Origin of the sequence: Glaciibacter superstes DSM 21135, assembly GCF_000421145.1 — a bacterium.
Lineage (GTDB): Bacteria > Actinomycetota > Actinomycetes > Actinomycetales > Microbacteriaceae > Cryobacterium > Cryobacterium superstes.
The window spans coordinates 194,196-214,623 of the sequence record NZ_ATWH01000007.1; the positions used below are offsets into that span (position 1 = coordinate 194,196).

Consider the following 20,428-nt stretch of genomic DNA (forward strand, 5'->3'; position numbering starts at 1 on the left):
TCGTGAGACTCGTCGAGTCACTCGAGTCACTCGAGTCCCGGCGCGTAGCGCAGCACGAACAGTCCGTGGTTCTTGTCGCTGACGAAGATGTTGCCCCGACTGTCCACAATCACGTCCTCGAACTGGGTCACGAGGTCGCGGGGGAGGGCGCCGAGGCGCTTCTGCGGATCCTCCGGGACGAAGTAGCCGACCTCGACCGGCTGTAACGGGTCGGCCAGGTCGTAGACGCGCATACCCGCGTTGAAGTAGGTCAGCAGCACGTGGCGCTTCAACTCGAAGTGAGCCGGGTTGTTCTGGAAGTGATGCTGGTTGTGCGGCCCGAATCGGCCGCCCTTCTCGTAGTAGTTCGCGTAGTCGAGGCCCGGCGTCGGCGTCGGCATCGGGAACGCGCTCGCGATCTTCGGGTTCGTCTCATCGGAGATATCGACGACGAAGGTGTAGTTGAGCGCGTCGCCATCACCTTCCATGATCGCCTCACCGTTCACGACGAGCAGGTCCTTGCCAGGGATCGGCACCGCCGAGTGGCACCCGAGCACGCTGCCGAGCGAGCCGAAGCTGAGTTGCGACACCACTTGGGGGGATGTGACGTCGGAGATGTTGAGGATCACGAGGCCGGCGCGACCGTGGGGGAGGTAGGCACGGTCGCCCTCGACGTGCGCGGGGCCGTGCAGGTACGACTGGTGGATGCCGTTGCCGTCGTCGACCTGTTCCGGCGCGATCCACGTCGAGACGGTCTTCGGCTCGGCAGGGTCGGAGACGTCGACGATGGTGAGACCGTGGCCGATCCAGTCGGGGCTGGTCGCCGTCATGTACGCGTACTGGCCGCCGTTGTAGAAGTTCCGGTGCGTTCCGGTCGCACCTGTGCGCCAAGCTCCGACCTGCTTCGGGTCGCTGGGATCGGTGAGGTCCCAGAACAGCGCCCCCTCATCGAAGTCGGCTCTTTCCTCGATGCCCCACCCGGGCATCGGCTTCTCGAGGCCGGTGACCAGGAGGTTGTCTGCGGCCTGCACCTGGATCGTCCACGTGCCCTCGGGGCCGGGGATGCTCCGGATCGGCTGCGGGTCGGTCGGATCGGTGACATCGATCACGGCCCAACCGCGCTCCCAGAGGTAGCCGGTGTAGAGGTACCAGCGGCCCTCGCGCTCGATCAGTGCCAGCTTGAACACCGGCTTCTGATCCAGATCGTGGTAGCCGATGAGGTCGAACCCTTTGTTCTCGAGGATTCTCGGCGCGTTATTCGTGGTCATCAGTATGCTCCCTTCGAACTTTCTGCGGGCTAGCGGGTGGATGGGACACTGATCGCCGAAATGCACGTGATGCGGGGAAGAACGATCGGTGCCGCGAAACGCTCGCGCCGCGAATCTGTCGCGGTCATCATCCATCATAGGATGCACTTGACGGAATGCACTATGCACTTTATATAATCATGTCTAACGCCAGAACCCGATGCCAGAATCCAATGGAGGATCACATGAGTAGAACCGATGGTGTTTCGCAATCAAGCGCCAAGAGCAAGTCGAAAGCGGAGCTTACTCGCCTGCCCCTGGGACTAGCGATCGTCTGCCTCATCATCGTGGGCGGATCGTATGTCACCAACGCGATGGACAGGCAGGTGTTCTCCGTCCTGCTGCCGTCGATCAGTGAGGATTACGGCTTCCAGCTGAGCCAGGGCGGTTGGCTGTCCACGATCTTCACCCTGGGCATCGGCCTCGCCGGCATCCCGGGCGCGTACCTGCTGAACCGGTTCTCGCGCAAGAACGTCATCATTATCGGCATTGTCATCTATTCGTTGTTCACCGCGCTGACGGCCCTGTCGTTCGGCTTCGCCGACATGTTCGTCTACCGCGCCCTCTCGGGTGTCGGCGAGGCGATCCAGAACGCGGCACTGTTCGCCGCCGTAGGTGCGTATTTCTACAAGAACCGCGCACTCGCGATCGGGAGCATGAACTTCGCCTACGGCATTGGCGCGTGGCTCGGGCCGCGCCTCGGCGCCCACTTCGCAGACTCGATCAGCTGGCACGCACCGTTCTACATCTTCGCGGCGTTCGGCTTTGCATTTGTCGTGCTCATCGCGGTCTTCGTCAGCAAGCGCTTCACCGAGCAGGTCGAGGACGTGACGTCCGCCGAGGCCACGACCGCTTCCGACTTCATCCCCGAGAAGCTCTACAACAAGAACGTGATCATGTTCATGATCTCGGCCGCGATCACCGGTGTCGCCGTCTACGGCTACCTCGGCCTTTACCCGACCTTCCTACAGGGCGAGCTCGGCTTCTCGATCGGCGATGCCGGCACCGCGGTCGGCATGTTCGGCCTCGGTGCACTCATGGGCATCCCGGCGGGTATCCTCGGCGACCGACTCAACCAGCGCTGGATCCTCGTGATCTCGCTCGCGGCGGCAGCCATCATTGGCTACCTGCTCTTCAACGGCCCGACGGATGCGGTTTCGCAGAACTGGCTCTCCTTCCTCATGGGCACCACCGGCAGCGGCCTACTGTTCACCAACACCTATTCGGTGATGCAGCGCGCCGTCCGCCCGGACAAGGTGGGTCAGGTCTCCGGTATCTTCGTGACATCGTGGTACCTCCCCTCCGCCGTCGCAGGCTTCCTCTTCGCCGAGCTGCACGACCTGCTCGGCTGGGGTGGTGCCGGGCTGGTGCAGCTTACTCTCGTGCCGATCATCGGTATCGTGGCGCTGCTCTTCGTCGACATGAAGCAGGTCAGCACCGGCCGCGTCAGGGCTTCGGAACACCGCTAAAACTCAAACCAACACCGGTGAGGGGTCGGCGGCATCGCCGATTCCCTCGCCCACAACCGCACGGGGGTCCCGCACGATTGCCCCCCGCATGCACCCCTAAGGAGCGCACCATGAGTGCAGATAAAGTCATCCGCGAGGGCAAGCTCGCCGTCGTCACGATCGATATGCATCGCGGTCACCTCGACCCCGAGGTCGCCACGATGCCGCTCGCACCCGAGGCGTCGGCGCGCGTCACCGCGGCCAACAAGGTGCTGGTCGACGCGGCTCGGGAGAAGGGCATCCCCGTGGTACACGTAGTCACGAGCTACCACGGCGTCGAGGAGATCGCGTCGAACCCGTGGTGGTCGCGGGTCGCCGGCACCGACGCGTCACGCGCCAACGTGCTCAACCACCAGCTGGCCGGTCTGCCCGGTCTCGCGGTCATGCCGGAGCTCGTCGGCGAGGGCGACATCACGCTCCACGGCAAGAAGCGCTACGACTCCTTCTACTCGACCGAGCTCGATCACGTGCTCCGTTCGCGCGGCATTGACACGATCCTGTTGACCGGCGTGAACACGAACAGCTGCGTGCTCGCGACGACGGTCACTGGCAACACGCTCGACTACTCGGTCGTCGTGGTCGAGGAGTGCGTCGACACTATGGATCCCGCACTGCACGAGGCCGGCCTCAAGTTGATCCGCCAGGCCTTCGGCTACACCGCGACGCTCGACGAGACGGTGGCGGCTATCCGATGAGTACTGCACGGGTTGTCGACGTACACTCGCACGTCATCCCGCCGGTGCTCCTGCAGGCGATGCGCGAGGGCACCGCTCCCGACGGCATCACGATCGAGGATCGGGAATCCGGGCCGTGGGTGATCCACCGGCAGGGGTATCAGTATCCTCTGCTCGGCGCGTTCCACGACGTCGCCGCACGTCTTACCGCGATGGACGAGGCCGGCGTGGATGTCGCGCTGATCTCGGCGGCGCCGCCGCTGTTCCTTTACTGGATCGAGCGCGAGAACGCGCGCGCCGCGAGCGTCGTGATCAACGATGCGATCGTTGCAATGGTCAAGGAGGCGCCGGATCGGTTCGCGGGGCTCGCAACACTTCCGATGCAGGATCCCGAGGCTGCCGCCGAGGAGCTGCGCCGGTGCGTGCAGGAGCTCGGAATGAAGGGCGCGCAGATCGGCCCACACATCGAGGGGACTCCGCTCGACAGCCCCGAGCTGCGTCCGGTGCTGGAGACCGCCGCCGAGCTCGGCGTGCCGCTCGTGGTGCACCCTTACTATGTCGGCTCGGCGCCCGACCTCGACGATTTCTACCTCACCAATCTGCAGGGCAACCCGTGGCAGATTGCGGTCTGCGCGTCGCGCCTGATTTTCTCGGGCGTGCTCGACGAGCTGCCCGAGCTCAACTTCGTGCTCGTGCACGGCGGCGGACACCTGCCCTACCAGATCGGGCGACTCGACCATGGGCACCGCGTGCGGCCCGAGGCCAAGCTTCCGAAGCTAGCTCCGAGCGAGTACCTGCGCCGCTTCCACTACGACAGCCTGACGCACGACGCCAAGTCGACGAAGTGGCTCACCGAACGCGTGGGTGCCGACCGCGTCATGTACGGGTCGGATATGCCCTTCGATATGGCGGGAGGCCCATTCGACGACCAGCTCGCCAACGTTCCGGATGAGGATGCGCGCAGGCTCATCGCGTGGTCGAACGCCGCCCAGCTCTTCCACCTGGACGACTGAAACCTGCTTCCGGGTTTCACCCTCGACGGCATGGGCGACGAGGACGGCCTCCAGGCGTGGAGGTACAGCGCTGACTGGGGCTCGTCATAATCCAGGGGCAGCGACCGCCTGACCCGCCGACTTCGAGTAGCCGTCCTGGCCACTTGTCGATACGCGCGCGTCCCCAATCTTCAATCCGGTCACCGAGACAGTTTTGCAGATAATGGCCGTCATCGGCCATTACATCGGGCGCGGTGAACGTGCATGTGAATCGCAGCGATCAATAGCGGTTCTCTCGCAGCGCTAGGGAAGCCGTTTTCAGCCCGAAGATAGAACCTACGCGCCTACACAGCAGCCTAGGGAACATCCCACCCGAGGAATACGAGCAGACCTACTACGCTGAAATCAACGGCCCATCAACTGGTGACGCCGCCAACAAAACGGCGGCATGAAAACCGGGTCGGTTCAAATACCGTCCTCAACTGCCCGGTGCCGCATCCGGGTGCCTGGGAACGGGACGCCTCGAGCCGGTCAACGAGTTCGGCATGGTCATCTACGACAAGCCGGGGAGCCCTGACGGGGTCGCCCGCGCAGCACGCGCGCCTCCGACAGCTTCATGACGTCCGCTTGGCGCAATCCGATGGCCGACTGCTGTCCTTCACGTGCGTGCGCGGGAGGCGGTGTTCTCATCGACGAGCCCATCAGGCTAGATTCATGAGGATGCCGCGTAGCGCGGCCCTTAGGAATGGAGGCCAACCGTGACGATGGCGGAAGACATCGCCGAGGACATCCTCCGAGCGATCATCGAAGGCACCATGGTGCCCGGTGATTCGCTACCGCCCGAGGCCGATCTGGCGGAGAAGTTCGGCGCTAGCCGGATGACGATCCGCGAGGCCATCCGCATCCTCCGCACGCAGAACGTGGTGCATATCAACCGTGGCCGCGGCACGGAAGTCAACCGGGTCGAGGTCTGGACCTCGCTCGACGCGATCATGCGCGTCTCGGCGGGCAACAGCGGCTCGACCGCCTTCGTGGCCGATCGTCTGCTGGAGGCACGCCGGATGATCGAGGTCGGTGCTGTACAGCTCGCAGCCGAACGCCGCACGGAGGCCGATCTCGAACGGCTCGCGGAGTGCATCGCCGCGATGCAGGATGCGGCGGAGCGGGACGACATCGACGCGGTGGTGGAGGCGGACATCCGCTTCCACGATGTGATCCTGCACGCCAGCGGCAATCTTTTCGTGCCCCTGCTGTTTGACAGCTTCGGCCCGCTGCTCGTGCAGATCCGACGCAAGACCTCGTCCATTCCCGCGGTGCGCGAGCGCGCGCTGCACCACCACGAGGCAATCCTGGCCGCGCTCACCGCGGCCGATCAATCGGAAGCACGCACCGCGATGGAGCGCCATCTCCTGCCTGAAGAGGGCGAAAACCCGGCCACCGCGAAAGCCTGACCTGCCGTAGGGGACTGCCGGCTATCCGTCTGGACAATCCGTCAGGCACGCGGTACTCTTGCTATGACAACAGACGTCAGACGTCAGGTCTCCTGACGCAGTTGAACGAAAGGAAGCCAGTGGCACTCGCTGAGGAGGTGGCTGAGCAGTTGCTCGACTCGATCCTCGACGGCGTGATCCCAGCCACGGAGTCCCTGCCGGCCGAGGCCGAGCTCGCCGCCTCGTTCGGGGTGAGCCGGCTGACGGTCCGCGAGGCCGTGCGCATCCTCCGCACCCAGGGCATCGTTCACATCCAGCGAGGCCGCGGCACCGCCGTGAACCCGCCAGAAAAGTGGACCTCCCTCGACGCCATCGTGCGCGCCTCTGCCGGGCGCATGGGCCGCGGTGGCCATGTCTCTGAGCGACTGCTTGAGGCGCGTCGGATGATCGAGGTGGGCGCAGCCCAGCTGGCCGCGGTACGACGCTCGGCCGATGATCTGGTGGCACTCGAGGAGAACGTCGACGGGATGCGCATCGCGGCGAAAGAGCAGCGGGTCGATGACTTCGTCTTCCATGACATCGCCTTCCACGACGTGATCATGCGGGCCTCTGGCAATCTCTTCGTGCCGGTGCTCTTCAGTACCTTCGGACGTCTCTTGATCGAAACCCGTCGCCAGACATCCGCCGTGCCCGCCATTCAGTGGAACGCCATTGAGCACCACGTGGCGATCGCTGACGCGATGCGCTCGGGGGACGAGCAGCGAGCCAGCGTGACCATGGAGGCGCACATGGACCAGACCCAGCGCGACCTGCGCCACCACGTGATGGGGGAGGCGAGCCATGTCTGAGCTGCGTCCATCGTGGGCGACCGCGCCCACAGCATCCACCGCGCCCGCCGCGTCCGAGGCTCTCTCTCTCGACGAGCTGCTCGCCGGAGTCCCGCCCGTGCGCGAAACTGCCGTGACCGAAGTCGCTCTGGCCGCGCGCGCGGGTCGCCGCGTGATCGTGCTCGACGATGACCCCACCGGTACGCAGACCGTCGCCGATGTGCCCGTGCTCACCGCCTGGACGCCGGAGAACCTCCGCTGGGCGCTGCAGCAGGACGCACCGGGCTTCTTCGTGCTCACCAATTCCCGCTCGCTCTCCGAGGAATCAGCCCGGGCGCTGACCGCCCAGGTCGCCGAGGCCTGTATCGCCGCGGCCGCTCAGGAAGGCGCGGAGATCGTCTTCGCCAGCCGCAGCGACTCCACACTGCGAGGTCACTTCCCGCTCGAGACCGACGTGATCAGCGAGGTGCTTGCCCGGCACGGTCAGCCAGTGGACGGCATCATCCTCGTGCCCGCCTACGTCGACGCCGGCCGCGTCACGATCGGCGGCGAGCACTGGGTGCGCACGAATGAGGGGATGCGCCACGCGGCGGATACCGAGTTCGCGCGCGACGCCACCTTCGGCTACCGTTCGTCGAGCCTGCCGGAGTGGGTGGCCGAGAAGTCGAGTGGCCGTATCCCGGCCGCCGACGTCAAGCTGCTCACCCTCGACGTGATCCGCTCCGGCGGTGCGGATGCCGTGCGCGAACTCCTCGAGCAGGTCCACGGGGGCCGCGTGGTGGCGGTCGACTCGGCAACCGACGACGACCTCCGCATCGTCTCGCTCGCCGTGCTCGAGGCGGAGCGGCAGGGGCGCCGTTTCCTCTACCGGATCGGGCCGTCCTTCGTTCGGGCGCGGCTCGGTCAGGCGGCGACGCCGGCGATCCAGGGGGAGCGGCTGCGCGCGATCCTCGAGGCTGGTGTCGGGGCGAACGGCCGCACGAATGATGATGGAAGCCGCGCGGTGGGAGGCCTCGTGGTGGTCGGCTCCCACACCGCGCTCACCACCCGCCAGTTGGAGCGGCTTCGCGTCACTACGCCTGCGCTGGCGCTCGAACTCGACGTCACCCAGGCGGCCGATCCGCAACGGGTGAAGGAGGCGGTGACCGCGCTGGCCGATCAGGTGTTCGATGAACTCGGGCACGGACTCGTGATCGTCAGTACCAGCCGCATCCTCGTCACCGGAGCCGACGGCGAGGCCAGTCTCGCGCTCTCGCGACGGGTGAGTGCGGCCTTAATCGACCTGGTGCGCGACGTGCGGTCACGCATCCGCCCCGCCTTCGTGGTAGCCAAGGGCGGTATCACCTCCTCCGATGTCGCCACCGGCGGGCTGGGAATCGTGCGCTCCTGGGCGCGGGGCACCATGTTGCCCGGCATCGTATCGCTCTGGCAGCCCGTCGGCGGCTCAGCCGACGGAATTCCCTACGTGGTCTTCGCCGGAAACGTGGGCGACGACGACTCCCTCGCCCAGGTCATCGGTGCCCTGCAATCCTCGTCCCTCCTCCCCGGAAAGGCCTCTTGATGTCCGCCACCACACCCGTCCCCGCACCGGATGCGACCCGCGTCGCCGTGATCGGTCTCGGCGCCATGGGTCTGCCGATGGCCCTGCACCTCGCCGGCGCGTTCCCGGTGACCGCCTTCGACCCCGCGGCCGAGCGTCTCGACGCCGCAACCGGCCGCGGCATCCGCCCGGCCGCCACCCCCGCGGCGGCGGCGGCGGAGGCCGACGTCGTGCTGCTCGCGGTGCGCGACCAGGCGCAGCTCGAGCAGGCTCTGTTCGGCACGGATCGCGAGAGCGGCGCCGACGGCGTGGCCGCATCCTTGCCGGCCGGTGGCGTTGTGATCATCACAAGCACCATCGGCGCCGAGCCGTTGCGTGCGATGGCCGGCCGCCTCGGTGAACGGGGACTTCTCGTGGTTGACGCCCCGATCAGCGGCGGACCGGTGCGCGCAGGCGCGGGCGACCTTCTGATCGTGGTGGGCGCCACCAACGACGCCCTCACCCTCGCCAGGCCCGTGCTCGACCGGCTCGCCTCGACCCTCACGATCGTGGGTTCGCGGGTCGGCGACGGACAGATTCTCAAGACCATCAACCAGCTGCTCGCCGGAGTGCACATCGCGGCTGCGGCAGAGGCGATCGCCCTCGCCCGCGGTCTGGGCGTGGACCCCGAGGTCGTGGTCTCAGCCCTGGCCGACGGCGCGGCGGGATCGTTCATGTTCAGTGACCGTGGACCGCGGATGGTGGAGGCTTACCGTGGCCACTCCGAGGTGAAGTCGCGCCTCGACATCTTCGTGAAAGACATGGCCATCGTGGCGGATGCTGCGGCCGCCGTCCACGTCCCCACCCCGCTCGCAGCCGCCGCCCAGCAGCTCTACCTCATCGCCGAACGCCAGGGGCTCGGCGCGGAGGACGACTCCCGCGTCGTCACCGTGCTTTCGCCCGCCTGAAACCCCTCTCGACACCGAAGGACCGACAGACAGATGTATTACACAACCCTTGGCAGCACCGGCACTTCCGTGTCGCGGCTCGCGCTCGGCACCATGACCTTCGGCCGCGAAGCGTCCGAGAGCGACGCCGCCCAGCAGCTCGACACCTTCGTGGAGCACGGCGGAAACCTGCTCGACACCGCGGATGTCTACTCCGCCGGCGCGAGCGAGGAGATCGTGGGTCGGTGGTTGGCCTCGAAAGAGCCGTCCGTGCGCGACTCGATGGTCGTCGGCACGAAAGCGCGCTTCCCGATGGGACCTGGCCCGAACGAACTCGGCCTCTCGCGGAAGCACCTGGCCCGCGCGCTCGACGAGTCCCTGCGCCGGCTGGGCGTCGATCGCATCGACCTCTACCAGGTGCACGCTTACGATCCCGAAACACCGCTCGCCGAGACCCTCACCTTCCTCGACGATGCGGTGCGGCAGGGCAAGATCCATTACGCGGGGCTCTCGAACTTCACCGGCTGGCAGTTGCAGCGAGCCGTCGACCTGGCCGAGATCCTGCGGATCGCGGCTCCCGTGAGTATCCAGCCGCAGTACAACCTGTTGGCGCGCGAGATCGAATGGGAGATCGTTCCCGCAGCGATCGCGAACGGCTTGGGCGTGCTGCCTTGGTCGCCCCTCGGAGGTGGCTGGCTCACCGGTAAGTACTCTCGTGACGAGAAGCCGGCCGTCGACACCCGCGTTGGCGAGCATCCGGAACGCGGGCCAGAAGCCTACGGTCGTCGCGGAACCGCGGAGCAGACCTGGGACGTGGTGGATGCGGTGCGCGCGATCGCGATCGAACGCGGAGTCTCGATGGCCCAGGTCGCACTCGCCTGGGTGGGTGGACGGCCCGGGGTGACCTCCGTCATCCTCGGCGCGCGCACGATCAGCCACCTGCGCGACAACCTCGGCGCCGTCGATTTCGAGCTGAGTGATGCGGAGGCGCAACGCCTGACCGAGGTCAGCGCGCCACGCGTCGGCGACTACCCCTACGGCACCGTGGGTCGCGAACAGCGCACCCGGCGCCTACAGGGTGGCCGGTGATGACGCCCAGGCTTGCCTGGCCGCAGATCGTGGGGGAGGTGTGGACCCTCACAGTCTGAATAGACATCAGAACACCAGGTGTCGATCAGACCGACACCGCAGCAGAACTCAATCATTCACTACCCGCACCACGACAAGGGAGTCTTACAATGCCCCGAAACCTCCTCCGTCGCGCCGTTCTACCGGCGCTCGCAACCACTGCCCTCCTGCTCGCCGTGTCCGCCTGCTCGGGCGGCCAGACGGCCGACGACGGCCCGACCACCGTCACCCTCTGGGTGGCGTCGCCGACCGAGGCCTTCAGTAAGGCGCTCGTCGACGACTACAACGCAACACATGACAACCAGGTCGAACTGACAGCGATTCCCGACGACGGGTTCCTGCAGAAGGTCGGTTCGGCAGCCGGCGCGAAGTCGCTGCCCGACATCCTGGTCTCGGATGTCGTCTATATGCCCAACTACACCAGCCAGGGCGTGCTGCTCGACATCACCGACCGGATCAAGGACCTCCCGTTCGCCGACGCTCTCGCGCCCTCGCACATCGCGGCCGGCACGTGGGACGGCAAAGAGTACGGTGTTCCGCACAAGCTGGCCTCCTCCGTTTTCTTCTACAACAAGGACCTTTTCAAGCAGGCCGGCCTTGACCCGGAGAAGCCTCCGGCGAACTTCGACGAGATTCTCGCCGACGCCCGCGCCATTCACGCCATCAGCCCCAACATCGCCGGATTCGACTTCGGCGGCAACTGCGGCGGCTGCAGCGTCTTCACCCAATTGCCCTATATGTGGGCAAACGGGGAGAAAATGCTCACCGACCAGGGCACCAAGGCCGACTTCGACAACAAAACCACGCGCGAGGTCTTCGGCCTCTACAAGTCGCTCTGGGACGAAGGGCTCACCCCTTCCAACGCCAACACGCAGGACGGCTCCACCTGGGCCGACGCCTTCGTGGCCGGTAATGTCGGCATGATGGCGCAGGGCTCGGCAATGGTCGGCAAGCTGCAGGCGAAGGCCACCTTCGACTGGGGCGTCGCACGGCTGATGTCGCCAGACGGCTCCGGCACCTCCACCTTCGTGGGCGGCGACAGCGCGGCCATCACCGCGACGTCGAAGCACCCGGATGCCGCGTGGGACTTCCTGCAGTGGAGCCTCGAGGATCACGCGCAGATCGACATCGTCGCCAAGAACGGCGACCTACCCGACCGCACCGACCTCTCCGACAACCAGTACACCGGGGCCGATCCTCGCACGAAGTTCATTGTGGACGGCGTGGCCGACGGCCAGACCCCGTTCGCTGTTCCCTTCGGTGAGCTGTTCAACGACCCGAACGGCCCGTGGATCGCGATGGTCCGTGGCGCGGTGTTCGGTGACAACCCCGACGCAGCGATCAAGGACGGCCAGGCGAAGATCCAGGCCGGCCTCGACGAAGCCGCCGGCTGATCATCCCGTGATGCCGCCGGGGCCTCCGACAGGACGGCTCCGGCGGCACCACGCCCCTCATCGACTCCGCAAAGGTGAATTGTGAAAAAAGGCATGTCGCGCAAGACCCGTGCAGCCGTCACCGGGCAGCTGTTCGTTGCCCCGGCCGCGCTGATCGTTCTCGTGCTCTTCGTCATCCCGCTCGGCATGCTGGTCTGGATGTCGTTCCAGGACTATCCGCTGCTCGGCAGCCCGACCTTCAACGGGGTTGACAACTACACCTCGATCCCGGGCAACGACACGTTCCTGAACGCGATCGGTTTCACCCTCGCCTATACGGGTGCGACGACCGTGGTGATGTTCGGCGTCTCGTTCATCCTGGTTGCCATCGCGAACAGTTCGCGGCGCGGATCGAAGTTCTACCGCACGTCCTACTTCCTGCCCTATGTGGTGGGCACCGCGGCGGCGACGCTGCTCTGGTTCGTCGACTCCGACACCCTCGTCGGCGTGTTCAACCAGATCCCGCTCGCGCTCGGCATCATCAAAGAGCCGATCGCGTTCCTCTCCACGCCGGAGCTCGCGTTCTGGACGACGATCGCGCTTGTGACCTGGAAGTTCATCGGCTTCCAGGTGATCATCCTGTTGATGGGGCTGCAGTCGATACCGCGTGAGCTTTACGAGGCCGCCCGGGTCGACGGTGCTACCGTGCTGCAGCAGCTGCGCTACATCACGATCCCGTTCCTCCGTCCGATCCTCGCGCTCCTTTTCATCCTCTCGGTGACGGGTTCGCTGCTCGCCTTCGACCAGTTCCTGATCCTCACGAAGGGCGGGCCCGACAACAGCACCGTGAGCCTCGTCTACGCCGTGTACAACACCGCGTTCGTGAAGTTCGACATGGGCAAGGCCGCGGCCCTCTCCGTCGTGCTCCTCGTCGCCCTCCTACTCATCAGCGCAGTGCAGCTTCCGCTGCTGCGCCGCAAAGACGTCTGACCGGAGTCCGCCATGGCCAATTCCCCCATCACCGCCGCTTCGGCGACCAAGACCACCCTGTTCCATCTGTTCAGCGGCATCGCCGCCATCCTCTTCCTCTTCCCACTGGTCTGGGCGGTCCTCTCCTCGTTCAAGAGCCCCACCGACACCTCGTGGTTCCCCACCAGCTTCTCGCTCGCCAACTACCAGACCCTCGTCGACTACGGAAGTGGCGTGCTGAGTTACGCGTGGAACAGCCTGTTCTCCGCCGTGCTCACCGTCGTCGGCACTGTCGTGATCTGCGTGCTGGCGGGCTACGGCTTCTCGCGCTACGAGTTTCGGGGAAAGCGGCCGCTGTTCATCGTGATCCTCGCGATACTGATGGTGCCATACGCCACGCTGCTGCTGCCGCTCTACATCCTGCTCGGGAACATCGGCATGCAGGATTCACTGATCGGACTGGCGCTCGTGCTGGTCATGTTCCAGCTGCCCTTCGGCATCCTGATCATGCGCAACGCCTTTGAGTCGGTCCCCCGCGAACTCGAGGAGGCCGCGAACATCGACGGCTGCGGGCCGATCGGGGCGCTGCGTCACGTGTCGCTCCGGATCGTGACCCCGGGCATCGTGACCATAGCCCTGTTCGCCTTTCTCGCGTCCTGGAACGAGTTTTTGGCGCCACTGATCTTCCTGAACTCCGGCGACAAGTTCACGCTGCCGATGATGCTCGTGAACGTGCGCTCCGGCACATTCGGCGAAATCGACTTCTGCGCCCTGCAGGCCGGCGTCGTGGTGGCAATGATCCCGTGCCTCGTGCTCTACCTGGTGCTGCAGCGCTACTACGTGAGCGGCCTGCTCAATGGAGCCTTGCGCGGATGACCGCCGCCCCGCACCCCGCCACCCTCCTGACTTATCCCCGCCCGATCGACACGACCGAGGACATCCGTACCCCATGACATCTATGACTCCCGCCTCAACTGCCCTTCCGGACGGTACCCGCCGGAGCGCCAGCGTCGCGCCCTGCCTACCGCTCGCCACCGAGCGGCTCGCGCTGCAGCCGCTCGACGTCACCGCGGTGCGCATCACCGACGGCCCGTGGGCCCGGTGGCAGGCGGCCAACCGCACCACCACTATCCCGCACGGCCTGCACTGGCTCGAGAAGGACGGCGTGATCGATAACTTCCGCCGACTGATCGGCGAGTCGGATGCCCCAGAACGACGGGGATGGGTGTTCTGCGACTCCGACCTCTACAAAGTGCTCGAAGGCATCGCCTGGGACCTCTCGCTCTCGCCGAACAAGGAATGGAACGACAGAGTGGCCGAGGCCACCGCGCTACTCGCCCGTACCCAGGATGACGACGGCTACCTCAACACCTTCGTGCAGGCCGGCCTGGAAGAGCGCTTCGGCAACCTGCCGCGCGGCCACGAGCTGTACTGCGCAGGCCACCTGATCCAGGCGGCGGTCGCATACGCCCGGGTCACCGGCGACGAGCGGCTGATGGACGTCGCCCGCCCCTTCGCCGACTACCTTGTCACCCAGTTCGTGGGTGGCGGCCGCAACGACACCGACGGGCATCCAGAAATCGAGACCGCCCTCGTGGAGCTCTACCGCTACACCGGCGAGGCCTCGTATCTCACACTCGCCCGGCAACTGATCGACGTGCGGGGCTACGGAGTGCTCGGCACCGGATTGTTCGGCTCCACCTACTTCCAGGACGACGTGCCGGTGCGCGAGCAGCAGAGCACCGTCGGCCACTCGGTTCGGGCGCTCTACCTGCTCGCCGGGGTAGTGGATGTCTACCTCGAAACCGGTGAGGATGCGCTGCTCAAGACCGCCGAACGGCAGTGGGCATCGATGGTCGGGCAGAAGACCTATCTCACCGGCGCCGTCGGCTCCCGCTTCGAAGGCGAGGCCTTCGGCGAGCCATATGAGCTGCCGCCCGACCTGATCTACGGTGAGACGTGCGCCGCCATCGCGAGCCTGATGCTGTCGTGGCGGCTGCTGATCGCGACAGGCGAGTCGAAATACGCCGACCTGATTGAGCGCATCCTCTACAACGTCTTCTCGGCGTCGACCTCGCTCGAGCGGGACGGCTTTTTCTATGTGAACCCGGTGCACCGCCGTCGGGCGCGCCCCGCGGCGCCGGCGGGAGGCAAACCGCTGCGAACGGATGCGCCGGGCACTCGCGCGGAATGGTACGACGTGGCATGCTGCCCGCCGAACATCATGCGCACCATCGGGTCGCTGACCGCCTACGTGTCGACCACTACCGACGACGGAGTGCAATTGCACCAGTTCCTGCCCGGCACAATCGCTGCGGAGACGGCGGCCGGCGCGGTCTCGCTCACCGTCGCGACCGATTACCCGCGCTCCGGCATTGTCGCTGTCACCATCTCAAAGACTCCACCTGCGCCATGGAGCCTCGCGTTACGCATCCCTCGCTGGAGCCGTGGGGCCACGCTGACGGTCGGCGGCGAGCGGATCGACGCGAACCCGGATACGAAGGGGTACACCGTCGTTCGCCGAACCTGGGCCGTCGGAGACCTAGTGGTTCTCGACCTGCCGTTGCCCGTGCGGGTGACAGTGCCGAATCCTGCCGTCGACGCGGTGCGGGGGAGCGCCGCGATCGAGCGGGGACCCGTGGTCTATTGCCTGGAGAAGCCGCTCGATGAGAGAGCGAGACTGGCCGGAGAGTCGGTCGATCTCACAGCCGTTGAGATTCGCACCGAAGGCGTGCTCTCCGCCGAATACGCACCAGACGTGCTCGGCGGCAGTGTCATTGTGCACGTCGACGCCCAGGAGCGCTCCGGTTCGGGATGGAGCGCGATCGGTTGGGCGGAGGTCGGCGAGGTGACCCCGCCGACCTCACGTAACCTCACTCTCGCGCTCGTGCCCTATGGCCTCTGGGCAAACCGTGGCCCATCCGAGATGCGTGTGTGGTTGCCTATCGCATTCGACTCACCGACCCTGCCGCATGGGAGGTCGTGAGGACCCGTCCCTGGAATCTGGTCTGGACGCCGCGCTCGAATTGGTCACCTCGCGGGCTCATGGCATCGGGGTACAGAAGCTCTCTCCTTTTTCCCTCTCTCTTGTGTGAGGCCGAGGTGCGGGAAACGGGCCACGTCTGACTATTTGTCTAGAATGGTGTCGTGCTCCACACCGCGAGCGATTCGGGGAGATGGGCAATGTTGCTGGCGGACAAGGTGCGAGGGCGCACCTCGGTTCTGATGGCGTCGCTGGCCGGGGTCACGCTCGCCGTCTATGCAAACTATGCCGGCATCCTCTCCGCACTCCTGCCGAGCCAGGTCGAGGAGATCGACCCGGAGAACAAGATCACCAATCTTGCCGTGATCGTTTCGGTGTCGGCCGCATTCACCATTATCGCGCAGCCGCTGATCGGTGCGCTGAGCGACCGCACGCGCAGCCGTCTCGGCCGACGCGCACCCTGGATGCTGGCGGGCAGCCTTGCGGCGGCGGCGTTCCTCTTCGCATGGGCGGACTGAATTCGATCATCGGACTCTGCGTGTTCTGGGTGGTGGTGCAGTTCGCACTCAACGGAGTCGACATCGCCTCGTCATCGTTCCTCGTTGACCGTTTCCCGCCGGGCAGACGAGGAGTCGTCTCCGCCGTGTTCGGTCTCGGTGCCGTGGTTGGTGGGGCGGTCGGAACGGTTCCCTGTTGCCTCATGTCAATACCTCCGGGAAGGTTGATTCATTGCCTCAGATGAAAACCTCCGCGAGGGTCACGCGTTCCAAGCTCTGTTGACGGCCGGTTTCACTGGGGCGGGTTTCTTCGCTAGGGAGAGGGTCTCAAGCCGGCCGGTGAGCGCGAGGATCTGCCTGGCTGGGCCGCGGGACGGACTCTTTTGAACTCGGCGTTCATTCGGATGATCGGTCGTTTGCGCCTGTCGTCGCGTCCAATGGCGCGCTGGTGCGGGGTGATCGCGGTGTCGTATCGTTTGGTGACTTTCGCGCCGTTGCGTTGCTTGAATACGAGCTTCTGCTGAGGCAGCAGGTAGCTCGTGAACATCCGGTCGAGTTCCCAGATCTCGTTGAGCAGGGCGAGCTCGGCCGGGGTGTCGTAGCGGTGGTATCCGACGAGTTCACGCACGTGGGTCCAGTTCTTCTGCTCGACGTGGGCGCCGTCGTTGCTGTGACTGGCGCGGGACCTCGTGAAGGTGATCTTGTTGGCCACGCAGTAGTCGAACAGGTGGTGATTGATGAACTCGGACCCGTTATCGGAGTCGATGCCGATGATCGGGAACGGGAACACCCGGCCGACGTGCATGGGCGCTTCGAATACCCATTTCTCGGCTTTGTTCCGCACCGACCGGTTCACCGTCCACCCGGTCGCGATGTCAGTGACCGTCAAGGTGAAACAGAACTCGCCCGACGCGTTCCCGCCCTCGTGACCGACTAAGTCGATCTCGACGAACCCGGGGACCGCGTCATCCCGATCCGCCCAGGTGCGGATCGGGATCTGCGACTTCAGCAGCGTCCCGGGCTTGGTATGCGACCGGCCGCGGGAGATCAGCTTCGCCCGCTCCGGGGCCAGCCGGCGATCAATCGTCGCCGCGCTCATCCTCACCAACAGGGCTGCCTCGGCATCGGTGAGGTCGAGCTCCTGATCGCGGCGCAGCAACGGTACAAGGGTGCCCAGCATCGGCGCGAGCCGCTTCCCGGCTGGCGCCCGCAGCACCGCCCAACACTTCACCAGCGCCTTGGTCACCACCGGCCCATAGATCGGCTCCCGCCCTGCTCGCGGCTTCACGACCTTGAGAGTCAATGCCCCCTCGCAATGCCGCTCGCGCATAGTCACGATGCCATCCCGTCAGCTCGACCAACTCATCCAGGATCCGGCCCTTACCGGCACGGTCGGCGCTCCGATACGCGAGCGCCTTCTTCTTCGTCACAGCCTGCCGCTGCGTCATCGTCAGCTCCATAGAAACGGGCGTAACCCACAACCATCGCCCCACTCCCGAACCACGCCGATGCGGAGGTTTTCAAATGAGGCAACGAATGGTGCTACCCGGAGGTTTCTTATGAGTCAACGCGGATCACCATCTAGCCGTGGAGAAGGGACTAAAATCCCGATGCATGCTTCATAGAAAAGCAGAAGAATCGGGTGAGTCAGACGGTGGACGAAGATCAACTGGTCGCGGCAACTATCAGCGGAATCCCCCGACTCCCGTCCGGGCTCGTCGAACGGCCTCGGCTTCTCGAGCGGCTGAACACCGACGCCGGACTCGTCGTTCTCAAAGGGCCAACCGGTTCGGGCAAGACGGTGCTGCTGGCACAATGGGCTCGGGCCGCCCCAGGTCGTGGTGTGTGGCTCTCGATCGATCCCGAGATATCGGCGCCCGCTCCGTTCGTCGGCACCTTCCTCCGGCGTCTCTCCACAGCCGGCCTCATCACCCCCGACCGGGAGTCGGCTTCGATCGAGGCAATTGTTCATGGGCGGAGCCCGTGGTCGGCGCTCAGGGAAGAGATCGAGCAGATCGGGCATCCCATTACCGTGATCGTGAGCAACGCGGACCGCGCAGACACCGAGACCCTGCGTGGCCTGATCGGGTCCGTCCGGGCGCTCCCCATTCTGCAGATTGTCGCCTCCGAGGACCGGTCGACGGTGCTTGATCAGGACGGGCTTGATCTGGTCCTCGACCGCGTCATCATCACCGGAGTGGACCTTATGTTCGACATGGATGAAATAGGAGAACTGCTCGGCATCGATCAACCGCGTGCGGCGGACCTCGTCGAGGCTACCGGCGGCCTCGCAGTCGCGGTGCATTCTCTCGCGCACATCGATCGCGCAGGGGGGACCCGCGAGGACCTTCTCGACGCGGCGGTTGGAGCGGTCGAAGCGCATTTCGCCTTGAACCTGGATGCCGGCTACCGTGGTTCCGAGGCGATGGCCGCCCTGATGCGCGCCAGCGTGGGTGATGATCTGACGCTCGATCTCGCGATCGACCTGGCGGGCAGCGATGCCATCCTTGACGCGCTCGAGGAAGCCTCGCGCGATGGCCTCGGTGAGTGGGCGGGCTCTGGCCCTTTACGTGTATTCACCTTCAATCGTCTGGCGCGCAGGCTCTTGCAGCGCGAGCTTGAGCGACGCTTCCCCTCCGAGATCGAGCACCTCACCGGTATCGTGGCGAGGTGGAGCCAGCGGAACGGTCGCCCCGACCGCGCTCTGGCCCTCGCGGTGGGGATGGGCGATCTCGCAATGGCCTCAGAGTTGGTCAAGAACTCGTGGTACGACCTATTCCGGGGTCACGCCGCAGAGGTGAGAGAGGCTCTCGGTTCGATTTCGGTGTCGCGTCTCAGGCCTTACCCGCTACTCGCGATGATGCTCGCGATCTGCTTCAACGCCCGTGGTCTGCGTCGTGCACGAGGGTTCCAGCTCTTCGGCATGGCGATCTCGGCGGCGCGGTCGCACAATTCGCGAGTGACACCGATCGATCGTGTGCTCATTCGGGCCAGTGAGAGCGCGGCGCTCAGGGTGACGGGACAACTCGAGCGGGCAGCGTCCCCGGCCGCACAAGCGCTTGAGATCCTTGAGGAGATTGCGCCTGAAGAAAAGGATGCGTATGCCGCGCAGCTACCGCTCGTGTACGGGCAGCTCGGCATATCCCTCTACTACGGTGGCAAGGAATCCAAGGCGATGGAAGCGTGGACTCTGGGTGTGGCCGAAGCGGATACTCGCGGTCTCTCCACTGGCCTCACCTGTGTCTCCCTGTCCGCCGGTGTCCACGCGATCAACGGAGACATGCCGGAGAGCCGCCGCTTTGTGGACATCGTGCGCACGGGCCCGTGGTCCACTGAACTCACCACCGGTTACGGCGGCGCGTTCTACCGGCTGGCCGAGGCGATGCTCGCACTCGAGGAATTCGATCCGGCCCGTGCACAGGCACACCTGGACCTGCTTGCTCCTCACCGAGAGACCATCGAACACTGGATTGCTATCGAACGTGCGGATGCCATGGTTGGCCTCCTCTCAGGTCAGCCCGCGGCCGCTCTCACAAAGCTCGACTCCGTCGAGGCGGTTCGCGGACGCTTGAGTGGCCCCAGCAGGGCACGCAAAGAGTTCAGCTCCACCCGTGCCTTGCTTCATCTGGCGCTGGGCAACACCGAGGCAGCCAAGAACGTCCTTCGCCGCGACGCGGCGGAGAGCTCGCAGACGACCGTCGACCGCGCTCGTGTCGCGCTAGTCCAGGACCGACCCGGTGACACGCTCCGGATGATCCGCGAGAGCACAACAATGCGCGGGGCCCCGGTGCGCACTCGAGCCGAGGCATCCGTCCTCGAGCTAGCGGCTCTGCTTCGTACCGTGCCGACGGATCGGTCGAGGCGGGCACTCGACCTGATGGCGGCACTGCTCCTCGACCGCGGGCAGCGGCTGGCACTGGCATTAGTCCCCGCGGGCGATCTCGTACGAATCCGTGAACTAGCGGAGAACTCTGGCCATGACAACCTCTTCGCCGGGATCGACGTGCGCTCTGTTCTCGGTGACGGCTTGCGCATCCCCTCGCTCACCGACCGCGAGCAAATTGTGCTGAGAGCGCTGATGCACACAGGATCGGCCAATGAAATCGCCGCGGAGCTTTTCGTCTCGCCGAACACGGTCAAGAGTCAGATGAAGAGCATCTACCGCAAGCTCGGTGTGGACAACAGGGACGCCGCGATCGCCGTCGCTGTCGCCAGACACCTCCTGACGTCCACTGACTGAGCCTTCCGGGCCGGTTGAGCCGGACAATTCGATCTCGATCGAGCTTTTATCGACT

At 65.5% G+C, this 20,428-nt stretch carries 16 protein-coding genes; 14 read left to right on the forward strand and 2 right to left on the reverse strand.

The genetic code is table 11. From position 1 onward, the window contains the following. Window positions 1-26 precede the first annotated feature (26 nt). Window positions 27-1,247, reverse strand: coding sequence for an LVIVD repeat-containing protein (locus K323_RS25605; protein ID WP_022885459.1), 1,221 nt, complete (start codon window positions 1,245-1,247; stop codon window positions 27-29). 224 nt (window positions 1,248-1,471) lie between these two features. Between K323_RS25605 and K323_RS0111665 the strand changes: the two genes are divergently transcribed. From K323_RS0111665 to K323_RS28870, 13 genes are all read left to right on the forward strand, one after another. Beyond that, the gene (locus tag K323_RS0111665) at window positions 1,472-2,755 is read left to right on the forward strand and encodes an MFS transporter (RefSeq protein ID WP_022885460.1); all 1,284 of its coding nucleotides are present in this window, start codon (window positions 1,472-1,474) and stop codon (window positions 2,753-2,755) included. A 110-nt stretch (window positions 2,756-2,865) separates the two neighbouring features. Then, window positions 2,866-3,489, forward strand: coding sequence for a cysteine hydrolase family protein (locus K323_RS0111670; RefSeq protein ID WP_022885461.1), 624 nt, complete (start codon window positions 2,866-2,868; stop codon window positions 3,487-3,489). Further along, on the forward strand, window positions 3,486-4,481 hold the full coding sequence (locus K323_RS0111675; RefSeq protein ID WP_026851564.1) for an amidohydrolase family protein: 996 nt from the start codon (window positions 3,486-3,488) through the stop codon (window positions 4,479-4,481). Before K323_RS0111670 ends, K323_RS0111675 begins: the two co-directional genes overlap by 4 nt. A 743-nt stretch (window positions 4,482-5,224) precedes the next feature. Then, complete coding sequence (locus K323_RS25610) at window positions 5,225-5,911, forward strand: FadR/GntR family transcriptional regulator (RefSeq protein ID WP_084697216.1); 687 nt, start codon at window positions 5,225-5,227, stop codon at window positions 5,909-5,911. A 119-nt stretch (window positions 5,912-6,030) separates the two neighbouring features. Beyond that, on the forward strand, window positions 6,031-6,738 hold the full coding sequence (locus K323_RS0111685) for a FadR/GntR family transcriptional regulator (protein WP_022885463.1): 708 nt from the start codon (window positions 6,031-6,033) through the stop codon (window positions 6,736-6,738). After that, on the forward strand, window positions 6,731-8,278 hold the full coding sequence (locus K323_RS25615; protein WP_022885464.1) for a four-carbon acid sugar kinase family protein: 1,548 nt from the start codon (window positions 6,731-6,733) through the stop codon (window positions 8,276-8,278). The genes K323_RS0111685 and K323_RS25615 overlap by 8 nt, the downstream gene beginning before the upstream one ends. Next, window positions 8,278-9,204: an NAD(P)-dependent oxidoreductase gene (locus K323_RS0111695; RefSeq protein WP_022885465.1), complete on the forward strand. Its 927-nt coding sequence runs from the start codon at window positions 8,278-8,280 to the stop codon at window positions 9,202-9,204. The genes K323_RS25615 and K323_RS0111695 overlap by 1 nt, the downstream gene beginning before the upstream one ends. 33 nt (window positions 9,205-9,237) lie before the next feature. After that, a complete protein-coding gene (locus tag K323_RS0111700) occupies window positions 9,238-10,272 on the forward strand; it encodes an aldo/keto reductase (RefSeq protein ID WP_022885466.1) in 1,035 nt (344 codons plus the stop codon). Between the two features lie 149 nt (window positions 10,273-10,421). Further along, window positions 10,422-11,705 (forward strand): ABC transporter substrate-binding protein, encoded by a 1,284-nt coding sequence (locus K323_RS25620; protein WP_022885467.1) that lies wholly within the window; start codon window positions 10,422-10,424, stop codon window positions 11,703-11,705. A gap of 93 nt (window positions 11,706-11,798) precedes the next feature. Then, window positions 11,799-12,674 (forward strand): carbohydrate ABC transporter permease, encoded by an 876-nt coding sequence (locus K323_RS28480; protein ID WP_022885468.1) that lies wholly within the window; start codon window positions 11,799-11,801, stop codon window positions 12,672-12,674. Window positions 12,675-12,686: 12 nt separating this feature from the next. Then, the gene (locus tag K323_RS0111715; RefSeq protein WP_022885469.1) at window positions 12,687-13,529 is read left to right on the forward strand and encodes a carbohydrate ABC transporter permease; all 843 of its coding nucleotides are present in this window, start codon (window positions 12,687-12,689) and stop codon (window positions 13,527-13,529) included. Between the two features lie 73 nt (window positions 13,530-13,602). Then, window positions 13,603-15,639 carry a glycoside hydrolase family 127 protein gene (locus K323_RS25630; RefSeq protein WP_211219847.1) on the forward strand — a complete coding sequence of 679 codons (2,037 nt, stop codon included), beginning with the start codon at window positions 13,603-13,605 and terminating at the stop codon, window positions 15,637-15,639. 161 nt (window positions 15,640-15,800) lie between these two features. Then, window positions 15,801-16,154: an MFS transporter gene (locus K323_RS28870; RefSeq protein ID WP_157509413.1), complete on the forward strand. Its 354-nt coding sequence runs from the start codon at window positions 15,801-15,803 to the stop codon at window positions 16,152-16,154. A 292-nt stretch (window positions 16,155-16,446) separates the two neighbouring features. Here the strand turns inward: K323_RS28870 and K323_RS28490 are convergent, their stop codons facing one another. Next, a complete protein-coding gene (locus tag K323_RS28490) occupies window positions 16,447-17,421 on the reverse strand; it encodes a transposase family protein (RefSeq protein ID WP_245570972.1) in 975 nt (324 codons plus the stop codon). A 354-nt stretch (window positions 17,422-17,775) separates the two neighbouring features. On the opposite strand from K323_RS28490, the gene K323_RS28880 reads away from it, so the two are divergent. Further along, a complete protein-coding gene (locus tag K323_RS28880; RefSeq protein WP_022885473.1) occupies window positions 17,776-20,373 on the forward strand; it encodes a LuxR C-terminal-related transcriptional regulator in 2,598 nt (865 codons plus the stop codon). The last annotated feature ends 55 nt before the right edge of the window (window positions 20,374-20,428 follow it).